21 protein-coding genes are annotated in these 19,652 nt (G+C 48.8%); 14 read left to right on the top strand and 7 right to left on the bottom strand.

The genetic code is table 11. The features are described 5' to 3' along the window. Positions 1–25 precede the first annotated feature (25 nt). Positions 26–688 (top strand): copper homeostasis protein CutC, encoded by a 663-nt coding sequence (locus tag ACZGCQ_RS02415; RefSeq protein WP_481265257.1) that lies wholly within the window; start codon positions 26–28, stop codon positions 686–688. 186 nt (positions 689–874) lie between these two features. Next, positions 875–1,510, top strand: coding sequence for a DUF975 family protein (locus ACZGCQ_RS02420; protein ID WP_050678317.1), 636 nt, complete (start codon positions 875–877; stop codon positions 1,508–1,510). 51 nt (positions 1,511–1,561) lie between these two features. Here ACZGCQ_RS02420 and ACZGCQ_RS02425 read toward each other — a convergent pair whose 3' ends face one another. Both ACZGCQ_RS02425 and ACZGCQ_RS02430 read right to left on the bottom strand, forming a co-directional pair. Beyond that, on the bottom strand, positions 1,562–2,443 hold the full coding sequence (locus ACZGCQ_RS02425; protein WP_481265258.1) for an NAD(P)-dependent oxidoreductase: 882 nt from the start codon (positions 2,441–2,443) through the stop codon (positions 1,562–1,564). Then, on the bottom strand, positions 2,440–4,185 hold the full coding sequence (locus ACZGCQ_RS02430) for an ABC transporter ATP-binding protein (RefSeq protein ID WP_481265259.1): 1,746 nt from the start codon (positions 4,183–4,185) through the stop codon (positions 2,440–2,442). Before ACZGCQ_RS02430 ends, ACZGCQ_RS02425 begins: the two co-directional genes overlap by 4 nt. 124 nt (positions 4,186–4,309) lie before the next feature. Here ACZGCQ_RS02430 and ACZGCQ_RS02435 point away from each other — a divergent pair, with 124 nt between their 5' ends. From ACZGCQ_RS02435 to ACZGCQ_RS02450, 4 genes are all read left to right on the top strand, one after another. Further along, positions 4,310–4,741 carry a YaiI/YqxD family protein gene (locus ACZGCQ_RS02435; protein ID WP_058265220.1) on the top strand — a complete coding sequence of 144 codons (432 nt, stop codon included), beginning with the start codon at positions 4,310–4,312 and terminating at the stop codon, positions 4,739–4,741. Between the two features lie 83 nt (positions 4,742–4,824). After that, the gene (locus ACZGCQ_RS02440) at positions 4,825–6,459 is read left to right on the top strand and encodes an ATP-binding protein (protein WP_481265260.1); all 1,635 of its coding nucleotides are present in this window, start codon (positions 4,825–4,827) and stop codon (positions 6,457–6,459) included. A 32-nt stretch (positions 6,460–6,491) separates the two neighbouring features. Further along, positions 6,492–8,249, top strand: a complete 1,758-nt coding sequence (locus ACZGCQ_RS02445) for an EAL domain-containing protein (protein ID WP_481265261.1) — start codon at positions 6,492–6,494, stop codon at positions 8,247–8,249. Between the two features lie 61 nt (positions 8,250–8,310). Further along, a complete protein-coding gene (locus tag ACZGCQ_RS02450) occupies positions 8,311–8,574 on the top strand; it encodes a hypothetical protein (RefSeq protein WP_481265262.1) in 264 nt (87 codons plus the stop codon). Positions 8,575–8,651: 77 nt separating this feature from the next. On the opposite strand, the gene ACZGCQ_RS02455 is transcribed toward ACZGCQ_RS02450, so the two are convergent. Together ACZGCQ_RS02455 and ACZGCQ_RS02460 are read right to left on the bottom strand one after the other, a co-directional pair. Next, complete coding sequence (locus tag ACZGCQ_RS02455; protein WP_481265263.1) at positions 8,652–9,617, bottom strand: DUF4003 family protein; 966 nt, start codon at positions 9,615–9,617, stop codon at positions 8,652–8,654. A gap of 54 nt (positions 9,618–9,671) precedes the next feature. Then, positions 9,672–10,187, bottom strand: coding sequence for a DUF1836 domain-containing protein (locus tag ACZGCQ_RS02460; RefSeq protein ID WP_214729548.1), 516 nt, complete (start codon positions 10,185–10,187; stop codon positions 9,672–9,674). A gap of 112 nt (positions 10,188–10,299) precedes the next feature. Here ACZGCQ_RS02460 and trhA point away from each other — a divergent pair, with 112 nt between their 5' ends. The 5 genes from trhA (at position 10,300) to ACZGCQ_RS02485 (ending at position 14,719) form a co-directional block, all read left to right on the top strand. Beyond that, positions 10,300–10,947, top strand: coding sequence for a PAQR family membrane homeostasis protein TrhA (trhA, locus tag ACZGCQ_RS02465; protein WP_481265264.1), 648 nt, complete (start codon positions 10,300–10,302; stop codon positions 10,945–10,947). A 118-nt stretch (positions 10,948–11,065) separates the two neighbouring features. Further along, entirely contained in the window at positions 11,066–12,790 is a 1,725-nt protein-coding gene (locus ACZGCQ_RS02470; RefSeq protein WP_481265265.1) for a M3 family oligoendopeptidase, read from the top strand. Positions 12,791–12,832: 42 nt separating this feature from the next. Next, the gene (rpiA, locus tag ACZGCQ_RS02475; RefSeq protein ID WP_481265266.1) at positions 12,833–13,531 is read left to right on the top strand and encodes a ribose-5-phosphate isomerase RpiA; all 699 of its coding nucleotides are present in this window, start codon (positions 12,833–12,835) and stop codon (positions 13,529–13,531) included. Between the two features lie 20 nt (positions 13,532–13,551). Further along, complete coding sequence (locus ACZGCQ_RS02480) at positions 13,552–13,812, top strand: hypothetical protein (protein ID WP_290714896.1); 261 nt, start codon at positions 13,552–13,554, stop codon at positions 13,810–13,812. 160 nt (positions 13,813–13,972) lie between these two features. Beyond that, positions 13,973–14,719, top strand: coding sequence for a hypothetical protein (locus ACZGCQ_RS02485; RefSeq protein ID WP_481265267.1), 747 nt, complete (start codon positions 13,973–13,975; stop codon positions 14,717–14,719). 90 nt (positions 14,720–14,809) lie between these two features. Here ACZGCQ_RS02485 and ACZGCQ_RS02490 read toward each other — a convergent pair whose 3' ends face one another. From ACZGCQ_RS02490 to ACZGCQ_RS02500, 3 genes are read right to left on the bottom strand one after another with little or no spacing between them, the layout of a single operon-like run. Continuing rightward, complete coding sequence (locus ACZGCQ_RS02490; protein WP_023467822.1) at positions 14,810–15,214, bottom strand: DUF350 domain-containing protein; 405 nt, start codon at positions 15,212–15,214, stop codon at positions 14,810–14,812. 13 nt (positions 15,215–15,227) lie between these two features. Beyond that, positions 15,228–15,395, bottom strand: coding sequence for a hypothetical protein (locus tag ACZGCQ_RS02495; protein WP_023467823.1), 168 nt, complete (start codon positions 15,393–15,395; stop codon positions 15,228–15,230). Between the two features lie 55 nt (positions 15,396–15,450). After that, positions 15,451–16,566: a GGDEF domain-containing protein gene (locus ACZGCQ_RS02500; protein ID WP_481265268.1), complete on the bottom strand. Its 1,116-nt coding sequence runs from the start codon at positions 16,564–16,566 to the stop codon at positions 15,451–15,453. A 240-nt stretch (positions 16,567–16,806) separates the two neighbouring features. Between ACZGCQ_RS02500 and ACZGCQ_RS02505 the strand changes: the two genes are divergently transcribed. From ACZGCQ_RS02505 to ACZGCQ_RS02515, 3 genes are read left to right on the top strand one after another with little or no spacing between them, the layout of a single operon-like run. After that, complete coding sequence (locus ACZGCQ_RS02505; protein ID WP_035398062.1) at positions 16,807–18,246, top strand: GntP family permease; 1,440 nt, start codon at positions 16,807–16,809, stop codon at positions 18,244–18,246. A 25-nt stretch (positions 18,247–18,271) separates the two neighbouring features. Then, a complete protein-coding gene (locus tag ACZGCQ_RS02510) occupies positions 18,272–18,973 on the top strand; it encodes a CoA transferase subunit A (protein ID WP_035398060.1) in 702 nt (233 codons plus the stop codon). Positions 18,974–18,986: 13 nt separating this feature from the next. Continuing rightward, positions 18,987–19,649 (top strand): 3-oxoacid CoA-transferase subunit B, encoded by a 663-nt coding sequence (locus ACZGCQ_RS02515; RefSeq protein WP_064300169.1) that lies wholly within the window; start codon positions 18,987–18,989, stop codon positions 19,647–19,649. Positions 19,650–19,652: the final 3 nt, after the last annotated feature.

The following is a 19,652-nucleotide window of genomic DNA, read 5'->3' on the forward strand; positions in this document are numbered from 1 at the left end:
TACACTGATGCGGGAGGGATGCATCATGTTAGAAATCATCGCATCGACCGTAGAAGAAGCGGTCGCAGCAGAACAAGCCGGAGCGGACCGAATCGAGCTCGTCTCCGCATTATCCGAAGGTGGGTTGACGCCGAGCTATGGACTGATTCGTCAAGTCGTCTCGACGGTCGAGATTCCAGTTCACGTCCTCGTACGACCACATAGTAAGTCGTTCGTCTATTCGAAATCAGACGAGGAGACAATCATCACGGATATCGACTTGATTCGAGAACTCGGTGCTGCCGGGATCGTCGTCGGCTCATTGACCGCAGACGGTCGCGTCGACGAAGGCTTCCTAGGTCGTATCATCAAACATAAAGGGGAACTGTCACTGACGTTCCACCGGGCAATCGACAGTAGTCGTGATATTCTCGAAGCGGCAGAAGTGCTCGCTGATTTTCCGGAAGTCGACCGAATCTTGACGTCAGGTGGTCAAGCGACGGCGTTAGAAGGCAAAGAGACAATCGCGCGTTTGATCGAGGACCATCCGGACTTGATCGTCTTACCAGGATCCGGAATCACGCTTGAGAATGCGGAAACGCTTCTTGAAGCGACGAAGGCATCAGAACTACATGTGGGATCCGCTGTCTTACAAGACGGTATCATTCAAAAAGAACGTGTTGAAGCATTGACGCGACTTCTGGGCTAATCCTATACCGCACGAATCCATTTTTCAAATCTGTTGAGAGGAGAGAAATGGATTTTTTTGTATGCGTTCGTGACGGATTTTCGACGATTCCGTGACGCGTTTGAAAAGCAAAGCGCGATAACTAGGTTTTTCAACGGGACTACGCTAGAATCAAAGATGGAAATAGTGGAAATGAAGGAGTACGACATGAATCCTAAACAACTAAAACAAGACGCCCTTGGTACACTAAAAGGACGTTGGCTGGTCGGGCTAAGCATCTCGATCATCTACTTCCTGATCTTTGCGCTTGCAGCAAGCCGGATGTCCTTTGACCAAGATGACATCGACAGCATGGTCCGTTTCATCGGACTGAACATGGTCGTAACGATTGTCCTTGCTCCGGTGACGGTCGGACGAACGATTGCTTACTTACGCTTCACACGCGGGGAGTCTGCCGGCATCGGAACGTTATTCGAAGGATTTTCTTCGTTTCGACGTGCTTTCCGGACGATTGCCGCTTACGCGATTGTGACGGTATTGGTGTATGTCGGATCATTTTTGATTTTACCGGCATTGTACTTTTATCTAGCGTATCGCCTCGTTCCGTACATTTTGGTCGACCGACCGGAATTGTCGTTTTGGCAAGTGCTCGGTGAGAGTCGTCGGATGATGAAAGGGCATAAGCGTGAACTGATCATGCTTTACTTGAGTTTCATCGGCTGGGGTATCCTCGCACTACTTAGTACTGTCGGTGTCATCTTCTTGACACCATACTTCGATACGACGATGGCACACTTCTATGAACGCTTGAAACCAACACGTCAATCCTCCGTCGAGGGATGAACGAAAAAAGCCTGTACATTACGTCAGTAGACGTAGCGTACAGGCTTTTGCTTATTCCACCGAAGCGCGTGAACGTTCGGCGAGCAACAGATAAAGCGCTTGTGTGCCGGAATCGGCGTGACCGAGCTCAGCAAGTTGTTCATATAAATCCTTCGTCAGTGCGAGACCAGGTGTTGTGATGCCCATCTCAGCTCCACGTTCGAGCGCAAGGCGCATATCCTTGATGAAGTGCTTGACGAAGAAACCAGGTGAGTAGTTTTCAGCGATGACGCGCGGAATCAAGTTCTCAAGACTCCAGCTACCGGCGGAACCAGACTTGATCGTCTCGATAAATTGCGTCGGGTCAATCCCGGACCGCGTGACGAACAACAGCATCTCTGCAGTTCCGATCATCGAGCCGGCGATTGCAATTTGGTTCGCGAGTTTCGCTGATTGTCCTTTACCTGGACCACCGAAGAGTGAAATCGATTTTCCCATCGCTTCGAATAATGGCTTCGCTTGTGCGAAAGCCGCCTCTTCACCACCGACGAGAATGGCGAGTGTTCCGTTCTTCGCACCGAGGTCACCACCTGTGACAGGTGCGTCAAGTGCCTGAAGACCGCGAGCTGCAGCATCTTTTGCAATCCGTTCAGCAAGAGCTGGGCTGGATGTCGTCATATCAATCACGATTGTCCCAGGTGCAGCGTGATCGAGAATCCCATTCTCTAAGTAGATCTGTTCGACATCTTGCGGATAACCAACGATCGAGATGACGACGTCAACATCCGTGACGACTTCTTGGATTGTATCGACGATTTCGACACCATCCGCTTCAAGGACGAGTCCTTTCTCTTTCGTACGATTATACCCTTTGACTGTAAAACCTGCCTTACGCAGATTGCGGACCATGCCTTGTCCCATGACACCTAATCCGATGAAACCGACTGTCTTCATACGTGATTCCCCCTTGCACGTTCCGTGCCGATGAATTGTTGCGTTACGAGCTTATTATACAATGGATTGTCGTCGACAAGACTTTCATGTGTTCCAATCCCAGAAATTCGACCCTTTTCAAGGACGATGATTTGATCGGCATGACGGACGGTCGCAAGACGGTGAGCGATGACGAACGTCGTCCGTCCGACCATCAACCGCTCAAGTGCTTCCTGAACGACACGTTCCGACTCGGAGTCGAGACTGGATGTTGCTTCGTCAAGCAGTAGAATTTCTGGATCCCGGAGGAGTGCACGTGCGATCGCGATCCGTTGGCGTTGACCACCGGACAACTTAACGCCTCGTTCACCAATCTCCGTTTCATATCCTTCGGAAAACTCTTCGATGAACGTATCGGCATTCGCCATTCGCGCAGCATCACGAATTTTGTCTTCACTGACGTCTTCCGCAAGACCGTAGACGAGATTGTCACGGATCGTTCCTGACAAAACAGGGGAGTCTTGCGCGACGTAACCGATTGCTTGGCGCCAAGACGCTAACGTTAAATCAGAGATGGATTGATCTCCGAGTCGGATCTGCCCGGACGTCGGTTGATAGAATCGCTCAAGTATCGCGAATAGTGTCGTCTTCCCGGATCCACTCGGACCAACGATTGCTGTCGTCTTGCCGCGCGGTAACGTAAAGCTGACATCCTGCAAGATTGGCGTCTCATTGTATCCGAACGATAGGTGATCGACCGTGACGTCCGTAAACGGACGAGGTGCGTCAACTTGACCAGGTGCTTCCGGTGTCTCATCGAGAAGCTCGATGATTCGCTCTGTCGCTCCGCGTGCCTTTTGTAACTTCGTGATGAACTCGGTCATCGTCACGAGTGGCGTCATGATTTGGAACAAATAGAGCGAGAAGGCGACGAGTTCACCTGCTGTGATCTGGTTCGTCGCGACCCGGTAAGCACCGAAGCCGATGATCAAAATCAACATCGTCGTTAAGGTGACGTTAAAGATCGGCAACAAGAAGGCTTGGATGCGTCCTTCTTTCACACCATAGCCATAAAGATTCTCAATTCGAGTTTTCCCACGGTTAAGCTCATAGGGTTCTGTTGCTTGCGATTTGACGAGGCGGACTTCGCCGAGCATCTCGGCGAAAAAACCAGATAATCCCGCGAGTTCCTTTTGAGTCTCACGAGATATCTTATGCAGTTTCCGGACGAGCGGAATGATGATTAGTAACGTCACGGGTACAGCGATGACCATGACGAGTGTCATCTGCCAGTCGAGGAAGAACAGGATCGTGATTGCCCCGATGATCGAGACGAGTGATGTCAGCAGGCGGACGAGTTGCTCCGACAGCAATTGCTGGAGTGTCGTTGCGTCACTATTGAGCCGAGAGACGAGCTCACCGGATTTCGTCTCATCATAAAATGGAATCGATAAGGTCAACAGGTGTTTCCATAGAAGTGTCCGTAAATTAGCGACGATTCGTTGACCGACGATCTGTAACCAATAGATGGATAGGGCATTCGCGACGACTTGGACGACGAAGACGATCACGAACAAACTGATCAGCTGTGGCGTCAGTCGGTCGACTGTAAATCCATCAATTAATGTCTTTAGGAACCAAGGAATCGCGAGCGCCGCCAGCGCTTGGATGACGGAGACAGAAACGGCAGCGGATAATAATCCGACCGGGGGTTTCGTTTTTTTCAATAACAGGTAAAAAGATTGGAACGTCGCAGCGTTCATTTCAACACATCCTCTCTTTTCCATTGTCCGAAAGAACGAAGAAACGGTCAAATGGGAAACGCGACTTGACAAGAAATCTTTTGGTTTGTGACACTGATAGTGGAACCAACAAGGGAGGATGCAGATGTCTATTTTCGTAGATGCGGACGGATGTCCCGTTGTCGATCTCGTCATTCGACACCGACAGGGACGTGACGTCTTTTTAGTTTGTGATACAGCACACCAGATGATGCGGGAGGGGGCGACGACGATCACGGTCGGACAAGGACCAGATGCCGTCGATTACGCGATCGTCAATCGGATGAAACGTGGCGATCTCGTCGTGACCCAAGACTACGGTCTAGCAGCACTTGTCTTAGCACGAGGAGGACTCGCGATCGACCAAAATGGTCGTCAGTTCACGAACGAGAATATTGATCTATTGCTTCATACACGCCATGTCGGACAACAAATCCGGCGAGCGGGTGGACGGACGAAAGGACCGAAAAAACGGACGCGCGATGCGGACCGGGCATTTGAAGAGGCATTTCGTGCATTAGTGCAAACCAGCATATAAGGAAGACAATACTCGAACTGTCGATCAAATAGGGACCATGCTATAATTTGTAACAGGAATGCATTCAGAAAGGAGGATACACGTTGAAACGAATCTTACGCGACCACTCGAAGGACCGTCCTTACCGATTGCGCCAAGGAACGGTTCCGGCATCAGATGAGGCACGACTCACATCACTCGATCAACGTGAAATCAATCGATTACAACAGAATTTACGAGAAGTCGAACTGAAATTGAAGCAACGCAATGAAATCATGGAAGCGTTAGCGACGCAAAATGTCGAAGCGGCCTGTGAGACCGTCCTGACGATCTTGTTGCAACTGCTCGATGTAAAAGAAGGTGCTATCCTCTTGTACCGTCGCGAACAGTTGAATCATTTCGTCGCGCAAGGCATCGACGAGATGGAGTTGATTGAAAAAGATCTCGATCAATATTCAGTCTTACGTCGGGCGTTCGTCATGCGTAAATCGGTTCAATTACCGATTGGCGATCAGTTCGAATCGGCGATCCCCGTCCAAACTCCAAGTAATGGACAAGTCGTCGGGTTACTTTATATTCGTCATGCTTTTCCTCAGTTCAATCTAGAGCAAGTCGGGGACTTACTTGATCTATCACGAAAACTCGGAATGACGCTTGAGCGCCATCTCCTGTTTCATCAGATGGAGCATGAAAAAATCAAGACGTATCAGCTACTCGACTCGATTCGGGAAGCTGTCCTATACATCGAGAGTAGTGGGGAACAAATCTATGCGAACCAAGCCTTGTTGAACATGTTTCCACCGAAGCTCGTCAATCAGGCGCAAGGATTCCGCCACGCCTACGAACGGGCGACGTCGCTGTTTGAACATGTCGATCAGCCAGACGCACTCCATGACTACATCGGTCAACTGATGAATGGAGATATTCCGGGAGAAACGATCGAACTATCAGCGTTTCGAGGGAACTTGCTACTCAGTGCTTACGCCGAGCGGATTGCGATCGCAAACGTCGAGTGGGGTATGATGCTCGTCTTACGTGACGTGACGAAAGATAAGGAACTTGATCTCAAGCAGGCAGAATTCGTCTCGATCGTGTCGCACGAGTTGCGGACACCGCTCTCTTCCATCATGGGCTTCACGGAATTATTGATGAAACGAGAAGTCGATCCGAAGCGGCAAAAGCGGTATTTGCAGACGATTCATTCCGAAACCGTTCGATTGGCGGAATTGATCAATGATATCCTGGAAATTCAAAAAGGGGAAGATTCGACGCACGGCACGCAAAAAGAACCGCTTGATGTGAAACAACTGATGTTCGAGATGAAACCGATGTTTGATCTTGCGAGTCGCGCGCATCGCATCAGCGTCCAGTTCGATCCAGGCTCCTATACGATTTCAGCAAGCAGCGAAAAGATGAAACAACTGTTCACGAACTTGATCATGAACGCGATTAAATATTCGCCTGAAGGTGGGGCAATCCGGATCAAAGGGTCAAACCAGTCGGATCAATTACGGATTGAGATATCGGACGAAGGGCTGGGGATTCCAGAAAAAGCGCTCCCTTACATCTTTGATAAGTTTTACCGCGCAGATAACTCAGATACACGCAAAATCGGTGGAACGGGCTTAGGGCTCGCGATTTGCCGGATGATCGTGCTCGATCATGGAGGAGCGATTTCCGTCCAATCGACGGAAGGAGAGGGCAGTACTTTCATCATTCAACTCCCGCTCGACGCATGACCGACAATCGACTGAGAAAGGAGGAAGACACGGTGAATAATAACTCACACATTCGTTATGAAGCATTGCATCCGCTCGTCGAAGAAATTCTTGAAAAGCTGAGTGAACGAATCGGCGTCAATACGTTATTTTTTGCATTGAACGACTCCTATAGCAATTTTGTCGTGAAGGCAATCAATCAAGAACGACAATTGATTGAAGAAGGCTCGACCCATGTCTTCCAACATGTCCTCTGTAAGTTGGTCGTCGATGAGACGGACGGGAAGGTCTCGATCAATGAATTGCTCAATGATCCATTGACTGTCAATCATCCGGTCACGAAAGCTCTTGGAAACGGTAGCTTTTTAGGAGTGGCGATCAAAAACGCGGAGAACGAGAAAATCGGAACGTTATGTGCCTTCGATGATCAACCATTCGACTTCAAGGAACAGGACATCGCGCTCGTCGAACGATATGCAGATATCATCAGTAAATCAATCAACGTCGAAACGTACGTCATTAAGGATGCCCTGACCGACGTCTATAATGAACGCTATATGAATCGACTGATTTCAAGCGTGACGATTCATCCGGCCTTCCTGATGGTACTAAACCTCGATCGTTTCCATGCGATCAATGCGACGCATGGGTACCGATCCGGGAACGAAGTATTGCGCGAAATTGCGAATCGGCTGAAATATGTCCCATTACCGAATCATGTCGTCGGACGAATGGATGGTAATGAATTTGTCGTCTTAGCGGCACTTGAGCAGGAACAGGAATTCGAACAGCATGCAGAAGAGTATGCTCGCATCGTCACGGAAGCGATTGAACAACCAATCGTTGGTGTTGCGGACGAACCGATTCACGTGACGGCATCGTCTGGGGTCAGTCTCCTGACCGGTGATATGGCGAGTCGTCAGACGCAGATCTACGCGGCGGAAGCCTTGATGCAACAAGTGAAACACGACGGGAAACGTCGAACCTCGTTCGTCAATCCGAACCGACATGCGGAGCAGCACCCGTTTGCATCGGTCCTTGAATCAGAGCTGTCGCATGCACTGGAACGAGGGCAGTTCGAACTTTATTACCAATGGATCGTCGATGCGAAACAAGAACATTATGTCGCGGTAGAAGCACTTTTACGCTGGAACCACCCAGTGCTTGGCTTCGTCAGTCCGACGGATTTCATTCCGATTGCTGAGAAGATGGAGATTTTTCCGGACATTGGTCGATTTACGATCTGTCAGGCCATCTTGGACCAAAGACGGCTAGAAGAAACGTTTGGTCGTAAGATTTCCGTCGCTGTCAATCTATCGGCAAATCAGTTCGAGTCGGATCAACTCTTTTCCGAGTTAATTCGATTAACAGAAGAGTCTTACTTCCCGAATGAGCGTCTCATTCTAGAAATTCGTGAGGAAGTACTGCAAACACGTCGTCGTTTTGCGATCAAACGCTTGGAACAGTTACGCCAAGCAGGCTATCGTCTGACCGTCGATCATTTCGGTAGTCATTATGCGTCACTCAATTCGTTGTTACGCCTGCCTGTTCAAGCGGTCAAACTCGATCCAATCTTTACCCGTCGACTCGTTCAAAATCAGCTGGAACGCTCGATGATTCGCTCTGTCCATTCCTTAACGTCGACGTTGAACATCGCGCTCGTGATTCAGGAAGTCGAAACACCGTCACAGCTGCAGCATATTCAAACGTTAGATGAGTTGTTGTATGTGCAAGGATACGAGGTCCATCATCCTCAACCCATCGATCAACTACTCGTCGAGGACATCATACGAGGGCGTGCTGAGGTTTAACCGTTCTTCAGTCGGGAATACCTTAAAAGGTAGAACAAGTACATTTTAAGGGGGATGCCAAATGGCTGATCAACACGATAAAGAAACGGATCCAATTACTTCAGGTAACCGAATGACGAAGGATGAGATTGCGGGGCGTGATCTGCAGGACCATGCGAAGGTTCCGGAAAAATCGAAGGATGAAAAAGAATCGAAGCATCCAGATCAAGAAGCAGACACATCAAGTGAAGAAGCTTCAAGTGAAGAGGCTCCCGATTTGTCCCATGCTTCAGATGAAGATGGCGATGTCCAGCCTTCTGATGAAGACCAGCAAGATAAAGAATGACTAAAAATAAGGGCAATCGACGTTCGGCAGTAATGCCACGCGTCGATTGCCCTTATTGCTGTATTGTTCTTGAATGATTACTCGCCCCCGCCCCCGCCGTCACCACCACCATCAAATCCTCCGTCGATCCCGCCGTCCGTCGCATGGGACGTGTCGGTCAAATCAACAGGGAAGAGTAAGAACGGAATCGCGTCGGCGCCGTCCGGTGGGAGAATCGAAGATGGGAAGAGTTGTTGCAGGATCGTTTGTTGACTTAAATACAATCGGATTGCTGTCAAATAGACTAAGTCCTTCCGGTATTTAAAATGTAAATCGGAGCGTAACGCCTCTGCCATCCGTTCGAGTGACGAAGCGTGAACGTTTGGATCACCGAGTAACGCAAGCATGCCGTGGAACGAGAGCGGAACATGGTGTTTACGATGTATCTTACGGGATGACTCCACTTGTGCGATATAGCGATCCCAATCGTCTTCAGGCAATAAAGCGAATATCAAGGCGACGACATACGTCTGTTGAGCGCGTCCGAATCGTCGTTTGAGTCGTTGATAGACCCTCTCGATACGCGAGGCGAGTTCGTCTAACTCACCGCGTGTCGTAGCGTGAAAGTAGACGAAAGAAATCAATAGCGGTGACACGATGAACCGATGTTGTTTTTTGAGGCGTGTGTATAATTGTACCGTTCGGTCAAGTACCGCGTCCTGTGGAGTAAGACGGCTGATGAATAGGGCAGTAGAGTAGGCATTCAAGGGATGCGACAAGCGATGCGATTTAAAATAGCCATGAATCGACATCATCTCAGCAATCCGACTCGGTGTGTGGGCGTCAAAGGCATGAATCTTCGAAGCAAGTAATAATGCCTGGGTGGTTTGTGTATGCAAGCGTATTTTCAAGTCATCTGCTGTCTCAATCAACACACTTGCGGAAACCTGCTCCGTTCCGATCGTTCGGTCGAATGCCAGTTCGATCAGAATACCATCCTGAAAGGTTCTGAATTCTGGTCCGATGTGATCAAGCTGTCGCAAGAAAGTCGTCGCGATCTCCATGACTGTTCCTCCTCTGCCTTTTCTTCTAGTGTATCACGCAGTGAAAGCGTTATCTTATTTTTTCAGTTGGGTGTCAATCAATTGTTCTGCTGCGCGCCGGTACAAGTTACTCATATGAGCCATCGCTAAGATCTGTTCCAGTGGGTCGGTCGTCGAGGCGGTTAGAGCGTCTTGTTCCGTTACGAAGCGGGCTGTATTTCGTTCCGTCAGTTCGAGGTAATTGCGATAAAAACCTTCAAGATCGAGTTGATCCTGTTCGATTCCTTCGTTCAAGGGCGCGAGAATCGTCTTGATATCATTGATCGAAAACGAACTTTTCAATTGATAAATCAAGCTGATCAGAATCAAATGCTCCTTCGTATACTTTTTATTCGTGACCGGAAAGAATAATTTCTTTTTGGCATAATTGTTGATCATCGTCTTCGTCAAAATCGTCTCGTCTGCACTTCGCGTCGTTTCCTCGAATGTCCGCTCGAACAGTTGAATGACTTGATCCATATAGAGATCGATATTCGGGATATCTTCGAGCCGTAATTGACGATCGTGTCTCGTGTCATCAGAATGTGTCATAAAAAAACCTCCAAAATCGTTAAAATAGGACTTTCTACTTCTCCATCATATGATAGAATACGTATATAACGCCATGTAGTATTCGAAACTACATATCAGGGGAGGAACGAAAGTGAAAGCTTATATGAGAGAACCGATTAATGGATTAACGCATCTTGGAGGGGCTGTCTTTGCTTTTGTCGGGTTACTGGCACTTGTCATCAAGGCATCGTTAGAACGGGGGGCATCACTTGCGATCGTTGCAGCGATTATTTTTGGTGTCAGTATGATGGCGCTCTATGCCGTCTCAGCGACCTATCATATGGTGCTTGCGAGCGACCGAGCAATCGCAATCTGGCGTCGGTTGGATCATTCGATGATTTATCTGTTGATTGCCGGGTCTTACGCACCGTTTTGTCTCGTCAGTTTGAACGGTCCGACTGGTTGGGTCTTGTTCAGCATCGTCATGTTGATTGCTGTTTCCGGAATCACCTTTAAATTGGTTTGGTTCAACAGTCCACGCTGGTTATCGACGACGCTCTACATCGGAATGGGCTGGATCATGGTATTTGCGATCACGCCACTCGCACAAGTCTTATCACCGTTCGGCATCGGATTATTGTTCCTTGGTGGTATCTTCTACACGATTGGTGGCATCATTTATGGGCTGAAGCCACGGATCTTATCGTTCAAACATCTTGGATTCCATGAAATCTTCCATATCTTCGTACTACTGGGTAGCCTAGCGCACTTCCTATGTGTCTACTTCTTCGTCTTATGAGGATGTCCTCCTTCAGTCAATGGCTGAAGGAGTTTTTTTGTGTCTGATGGAAAATACAGGAGAAGTCGAGTGTCCTCACGAATGAAAGAACGAATAGATCACGCATAGGAGGAAAAGCATGAAACACACACGATGGCAATTAGAGACACTCTACACGATTGATGATGTCAAAGCAGGAATTGCTACGATACAAGCCGCGTTGACGAAACATCCGGCTAATGTGGCAGAACAGGTCGAGCGTTATCAGCAAGTCGCGCGCGACGTCGAGGAATGGAGCGACTTCATTTATTGTCTGTACGCTGAAGATGTCACGCGCTCAGAAGTCCATCCATTGCTCGAAGAGATTGAAATCGTACAAGCGATGGTGCGCAGTGAGGCAGCAGCACTCGATACGAAGATCGCCGCACTGTCACAAGAAGAGTGGGAGGAGCTCGTCACGGGTTCACCATACGCCTTTTTCTTGAATGAACGCCGTGACATCCAGTCGCGTCGTGCACCACTGGTTCAGGAACACTTATTGCAGGATCTCGGTGTGGACGGGTTCCAAGGCTGGGGACAGCTTTACAAACAGCGTTTCATGGCATTACGCGTTGACTTGGACGGAAAGCAGGTCACGATCGGTCAAGGACTACACGAAGCGATGTTCGCACCTGACCGTTCGGCTCGTTTAGCGGCAGCGACAGCGGTTGACACCGCGTGTGCACAAGAAGCTGACCTGTTTGCGACGATTCTGAACCGGATTGCCGGCTTCAGATTGCAATCCTACAAGATGCGGAACTGGGAGCAACCATTGACTGAGTTGCTAGAGCAGAACCGAATCTCGGAAGCGAGCCTAACAGCGATGATGGAAGCACTCGATCAACACCGCGATCTCTTTCACGCCTATTATGCTCGCAAGATTGCCCAGGCGGAGCGGGTGACGGGAGAATGGCATGATTTTGAGACGAACACCTATCGCTCCGCGCGTCACGTTCCGTTTGAGATGGCAGAGACCATCGTCACGACACAATTCAAACGATTGAATCCGCAGCTCGGCGCTTTCGCGGAAAACATGTTTAGTGAGGGATGGGTCGATGCAGAGAATCGTCCTGGAAAAGCAGAGGGGGGATTCTGCGCTGCCTTTCCGATTGCCAAGGAGAGCCGGATCTTCATGACGTACCGTGACAGTTATCCGGACGTCGCGACGCTCGCTCATGAATTCGGTCACGCCTATCATAATTATTTATTACAAGACGAACCGTATTTAAATCAAGTCAAAGGAACGAGCATCGCGGAGACGGCTTCGACGTTCATGGAGAATCTCGTGCTCGATGCTGCCATCAAAGAGACGACGGAACGGGAGGAAGTGCTCGCTCTCCTAGAGGTCAAGATCCGAGAAGGGCTGAAATATGCCAGCATCGTTCCCGGCATGTTCCGGTTCGAGCAACGTTTTTATGCGGAACGTCAGCAAGGGACGGTCAGTGCCGAAAGGTTAAGTGAACTCCTGCAAGAGGAAGAACGGTTAGCCTATGGTCCGGTATTGCCTGAACCGGCACGATATAAATGGATGTACATCAGTCACTTGTTCAATCCAAATCTTGCGTTCTACAACATTCCCTACACGATCGGTTATCTGCTCAGCAATAGTCTGTATCAGACGGTTCAAGCGGATCCGAGTCAATTTTCGGCAGTCTTTGAAGCGGTCATGCATGATTCCGGTCAAGCGACGATCGATGAGATCGTTAACCGTCATCTCGATGCTGATCCGACATCTGTCGCGTTTTGGATGGAAGCTCAACAACCGCTCGTCCAGGCAATTGAGCAGTACCTGACGTTAACGGAATCCTCTCTCTCCGTCGATTGAAGACGAATCGAAACGGGAACAGAAATGTAGGGAGGGATGCGGATGTATGAACAGGAGAAACAATTAGTCGCTGAAGCAGCACTGGCTTATGTGAAAGATGGGATGATAGTGGGTCTTGGGACGGGTTCAACGACGGAACGGTTCATCGAGGCGCTTGGTCCACTTGTGCAGGCGGGTCTACAGATTCAGGGTGTGGCGACGTCACTTGCGACGGTCCGACTCGCGGAACAGTTACACATTCCGTTGATCGATTTGGAAGAGGGAATGGAAATCGATGTGACGATCGATGGGATTGATCAGATTGACGGACGCTTTCAAACGATCAAAGGTGGCGGTGGCGCACTATTTCGCGAGAAAATCGTCGCACTGATGAGTCGGGAATTGCTCTATCTGACCGATTCCTCGAAGTTCGTCCATCATTTAAGCGGATCGTTACCGGTTGAACTGGATCCGTTTGCCTTACCGTATGTGCGGCAACGGTTGCGTGATAAGCATGTCTCCGCAACGTTGCGGCTGAAAGACGATCGTCCCTTCGTTACAGATGGAGGTCACGTGATTCTTGACGTTGAATTATCAGCCATCTCGGACGTCCGAGTATTCGCAAAAGAAGTGAAGAGTTGGTCGGGTGTACTCGAGACCGGTTACTTCGAGCGACAGCCCGATCATGTCCTGACGGTCGAAGAGGGAAAGGTCAAACGTATCGCGCATCCACGACTGCGTGACGGTGGTGGATTGGTTTAAGAAAGAAAGAAGGAAACCGTATGGGCTTGAAAAAACGGTATTTATTCGGAGCAGGTGTCATTGCCGGTGCGAGTCTACTGTTGTTCAGGAAGCGGGAACAGGGCACACAGACCGATGCGCTACGTGATTATTTAGCGCATCTCGATCAGGACCCGAGTCCAGATGCTGCGAAGGACCCAGATGAGGTCGGATTGACGAAACTGGATTCGATCTATCGAGCCGAGTGGCAAGCGAATGGTTTCCCACGTTCGCGGACGGAGCTAGAGGAGCTTGAAAAATAGTAGAAATCAGCTACGAATTGCTTAAACGGCTTGAGTCTGAGTAGTAAATGGACTTCAGCCGTTTAGTTTTATTCTATGAAATATCGCTTACTGTCAAATATGCAATTGAAGTATTGGGCAGAATTGAACTGATTCGAAGTGACCAGTAGGAGGCACATGTATGTATTGGTGGTTAAGAAAAATGAGGCGTTTGTGGTTGAAGTTTGGTTGGATTGCGATTATCGCTTGTTTCGCTGTTATCGTCAGTTCATTTGTTTTAGTCATGAATGGCAATCCGATCAAAGAAAAAGAAATCGGAAAACGATTGGAAGTAGATTTAGAGAGAGAGTATAAAACGAAATTCGACCTAGAATATACCCGATACGATGCGACTAGAAGCGAATATGGGGCAATTTTTCATACGAATGAACCGGATAAGAAGGATGATGTCTCGTTCTATGCAACGTATCATAATGATTATGAATTGTACGATACATATCGGGAAGAAATTTGGTCACGCGATATTCGTAAAGCAGTCACGAACGAAGCAAAAGAGGTTTACGGAAACAATTTTATTAGGGTCGAGGTGAACTCTCCACCGGAATTATTCATAGATGACGTAAAACAAAATAATGTATTGCGGTATACAGAATTGAGCGAAGAATCGATGCGACATGTGCAGATCATGGTGAACGTACATAAGGAAGCGAGACACACGGTGAAAAAAGACTTGGCAAAATTAGTGACGAAAATGAAAGACGGATTGATGAAGGCTGGAAAGGTGATCGTGATGGGAGCAGATGACGAGAAGGCTACAGCATTTCATTCATGGGTATGGATCGATGTAACGAATCTTCCGAAGGACTTTAAGATGTCTGAGTTCAATAAATTATTGGAATGGGATAAGATTTTTACAACTATTAAATAAGAGTATAGAAATTGGATATAAAAAAGCTCCTATGAAAGAAAGTAATTTTCTTCTTTCGTAGGAGCTTTTTAAATGAATTACGGGCTATTCTTAATATGTAAGCGATCCTGCGATGATCAAACCGATCGAAATCGATAAGAAAAGAAGTAATAAGCCGACTGCTTCGTTATTCGCATCAATCTCTTTCGTCATGCTTAAGCGTGGGATTAGTAAATCCGCGAGATAGAACAAGACAATTTGTAAGACGATTGCGAGTGCACCCCATAACACCATATCGAGAATGCTGACGGAGTTCGAGATACTCGAATAGAGGACGATGGCGAGACCGAGAATACGTCCACCGAAGGCGTAGACGGCAGCTTTCTTCCCGTTACGGATGAGTTCGAGCTCTTTTGATTTCGTCGTCACTTCGAACAGGACGACACCAATGGCAAGGAGTACGGTCGCGACACCGATATACGAGAGCGTTGAAAGGAATAAATCACTGAATGTCATGCTGGTACCTCCATCATGATTTTTTATTTTTTTTGCGTTGTTCGTATGCAACATACAATTCAAGCAATGCTCCGACGAGAATACCTGCTGATACATACAAATAGAAGTTGTCACCAATGAATCCGAACAAGAGACCTAAAATGAGGCCGATCAGGATATAGGGACCTTTTGCTAACTTCATGCCAATCACCTACCTCTTCTTTAAAGGTAGCGGATTTCAGAGGTGACGTCCATCGTTATTCTTGAAAGCTGACGGCAGATTCTGCATTAGGAGAAAACAGGACGACTTGGTTCCGACCTTGTTGCTTCGCCTGATAGAGGGCAGCATCCGCATCCGGAAGGAGCTGGTCGATTTGAGATGTCGTTTCATCAAAAGCCGCTAAACCAAACGATGCCGTAAGTGGCAAATCGATCGAAGCCAATCGAAACGGGCTGGAAGCGATCCGTTCACGCAATTGTTCTGCTAAAGGAATCACTTCAGCGAGTGGCACGCCCTCAAACAGGACAGAGAACTCCTCGCCGCCGTTACGGGATAAATACCCGCTTTCTGCCACTCCGTCGCGCAGTCGATTGGCAAACTGTCGTAGCACTTCGTCGCCCGCTTCATGACCATACGTATCGTTGACGTGTTTAAAATGATCGATATCGATCGTCAATAATACGATGGACTGTTTGTTCAGGATCAATCGCTGTTTGACATCCGTGAAGTATTCATTGAAGGCGCGTGAATTATTTAATCCCGTCAAAAAGTCAAGTTGCGCTTTCTGACGAAGCATCCGTAGTGATTGTTTGGTCAACCGAATATCGCGGATGATCAGCAGGGCGAGCCAACTACTGACGAATGATGCAGGAATGACGACTGTCATCACTTCAAGTAGAAGAATCTGTTTCGGTAAGACGATCCATAAGACAAGAGCGTGTAAAGCCGTCGCGTAGATCGTCACGAGTGTGAATGTTCGTTTTGCATAGGGTGGCATCTCGCGAACGATCAGACTCGTTCCGAGAGCAACGGCGACGATAAAACCGAATGCGGTGAAGGCTGCTAAATTCGTTCCCAAACTGAAGCGATAGATGATGATTGCGATCGTCACGATCGTTGTCGGGATGGCACCACCAAAGTAGGCAGCGACGACGACCGGAATATGGCGCAAATCGACCATGACGCCAGGCGCTGCTTCGATCGTCATCTGCATGAGTAGTAATGAGATGACACTTAAGGCAAGACCATACAACACGCGGGTCAGCCGTGGGGAGTCACGGGTGATCGGGAGCGGTGATAATTTTCCGAGCAGATAGAAACCAGCCATTAATAGCGTCACGTTATGCAAGACGTCAAAAAGGATGCTTTTCATGAACTGTCCATCCTTTCAAATAAAAGTACGTTACTTAAAAGACATACGCCATAAAAGGACTAACTCCTGTTACTTGAAAAAATAATCTATCTGATGCAATTGTGTCTATAATGTGAACTTATGATTTCTATAAGCTGTACTTATGGTTTTACGAAATGTAATTGACCTCCTCGACACTGCGTTGTTAAATGATGAAGAAGCGATATGAAAGCGCTTACTAAATTTGAAGGAGATCTACTTATGGAACTCGTCATCATTCTTCTTGCCTTATCCTTATTGATGTTCGTTGCCTATCGTGGTTTTTCGGTCATCCTATTTGCACCAATCTGTGCCTTGTTCGCTGTCTTACTGACGAACCCGGACTGGGTGTTGCCATTCTTCTCGAATATTTTCATGGAAAAGATGGTCGGCTTCATCAAAGCATACTTCCCGGTCTTCCTCCTCGGAGCGATTTTCGGAAAAGTCGTTGAGATGTCCGGTATCGCGGAGTCGATCGCGAAGACGATCATCCGCATGATTGGTGCGAAGCGTGCTATTCTTGCCATCGTCTTACTCGGCGCCATTCTTACATATAGCGGCGTCAGCCTGTTCGTTGTCGTGTTCGCTGTTTATCCGTTTGCAGCGAACTTGTTCCGCGAAGCGAATATCCCGAAACGCCTCATCCCGGGAACCATCGCCCTTGGTGCATTCACGTTCACGATGGATGCCTTACCAGGAACACCGCAGATTCAAAACGTCATCCCAACGACGTTCTTCAAAACGGATATCTACGCTGCCCCGATCATGGGAACAGTTGGTGGATTGTTCATCTTAGTCGTCGGGATGTGGTACCTCGAGTCACGCAAGAAAAAAGCTCATCAAGCGGGGGAAGGCTATGCTGGATTCGAAGCGACGGCGGCAAGTGCCGCACCGCAGATGGAGTTGAAGAACGAACCAGAAATGACGCTCGAAACGGATCGTCAACCAGTCTATCGGCAAGTCCTGGCTTTCGTGCCACTCGTCCTCGTTGCTGTCATGAACAAAGTCTTCACGCTTTCGATTCCGAAATGGTATCCGGAAGGATTTGATTTTTCAGCAATCGGTTTAGAGGCATTCGGAAAAATTGAGACACCCGCCGTTCTTGCGATTTGGTCCGTGCAAATGGCGTTGTTGATCGGAATTCTTGCAGCGATGCTGTATGACTTCCCGAAGATCAAGACGAATTTCCAAGCTGGTCTCAATGTCAGTATCGGTGGCGCGCTCCTAGCGGTCATGAATACAGGTGCTGAGTATGGTTTCGGAGGCGTCATCGCAGCATTACCAGGATTCAAGTCCGTCTCAAGCGGAATCTCGGAGACCTTTACGAATCCGCTCGTCAACGGAGCCGTTACGACGACGACGCTTGCCGGCGTCACTGGTTCCGCATCGGGTGGGATGGGGATCGCGTTAAGTGCGATGTCGGATAAATATACGCAAGCGATCACATCGGGTGGCGTACCACCGGAAGTCATGCACCGTGTCATCTCGATGGCGTCCGGCGGAATGGATACTTTACCGCATAACGGTGCCGTCATCACGTTACTTGCCGTTACGGGGCTGACGCATCGTCAGTCGTACAAGGACATCTTCATGATTACGATCCTCAAGACAGTGACGGTCTTCTTGATGATCGGATTGTATAGCTTGACTGGATTGTATTAAGGATTTTAAAAGGGGGCATCATCAGATGAAGCAGGGGAAAGTATACGGATCATTCGCGGAAGCAACAGCAGACATCTTTGACGGGGCGACGCTAGTCGTAGGGGGCTTCGGACTCTGCGGAATCCCGGAAAAATCCATTACCGCGTTGCAAGAGAAGGGCGTCAAGGATTTGACGGTCGTCAGTAACAACTGTGGTGTCGATGACTTCGGACTCGGTCTGCTCTTGCAGACGCGACAAATCAAGAAGATGATTTCGTCGTATGTCGGGGAAAACAAAACGTTCGAACAACAGTACCTCAGTGGCGAGATCGAAGTCGATCTCGTTCCACAAGGTACGCTTGCGGAACGTATCCGTGCCGGTGGAGCTGGCATTCCCGGTTTCTATACACCAACAGGCGTCGGGACACCGATTGCTGAAGGAAAGGAACAAAAGGAGTTCGACGGGAAGACGTATCTGCTCGAAGAAGGAATCGTCGGCGATTTTGCGATCGTCAAGGCATGGAAAGCAGATCGTCTCGGGAATCTCGTTTTCCGAAAGACGTCACGCAACTTTAACCCGATCGTCGCGACAGCCGGAAAAGTAACGATCGTCGAAGTCGAAGAACTGGTCGAAGTCGGTGAACTCGATCCGAATGAGATCCATACACCTGCTGTCTACGTTCAGCGCATCGTCGTCGGAACGGATTATGAAAAACGCATCGAACGCCGGACTGTCCGGGAAGCTTGAGGAGGAGACGGATATGAAAACGACACGAGAAATCATCATTGAACGCGCACTTCAGGAAATTGAAGACGGGATGTACGTTAACCTCGGGATTGGGATTCCGACATTGATCGCCAATGCGATTCCGGACGATATGCATGTCATGCTGCAATCCGAAAATGGACTACTTGGCATCGGACCGTATCCGCTTGATCATGAAGTCGATGCTGATGAAATCAATGCCGGCAAAGAAACGGTCACGGCACAATCCGGAGCATCTTACTTCGACAGTGCCGAATCGTTCGCGATGATTCGCGGTGGGCACATCGACCTCGCGATCCTCGGCGGGATGGAAGTCGATCAGAACGGTGACCTTGCGAACTGGATGATTCCGGGCAAGATGGTCAAAGGCATGGGCGGAGCGATGGATCTCGTCAACGGAGCGAAACGTGTCGTCATCATCATGGAACATGTCAACAAACACGGCGAATCGAAAGTCAAACAGGCGTGTACTTTGCCGTTGACAGGACGCGCTGTCGTCAACCGTCTGATCACGGACCGGGCAGTCTTTGATTTCACACCGGACGGGATGGTCTTGATCGAGACGCTGAATGGTCATACGGTCGAAGACGTCAAACAAGTCACGGAAGCACGATTCACGGTTAGTCCGGAACTCGAGCGCGTGACGGTAGGGGAGTGAAGC

Source organism: Exiguobacterium sp. HSB13 (genome assembly GCF_056764755.1).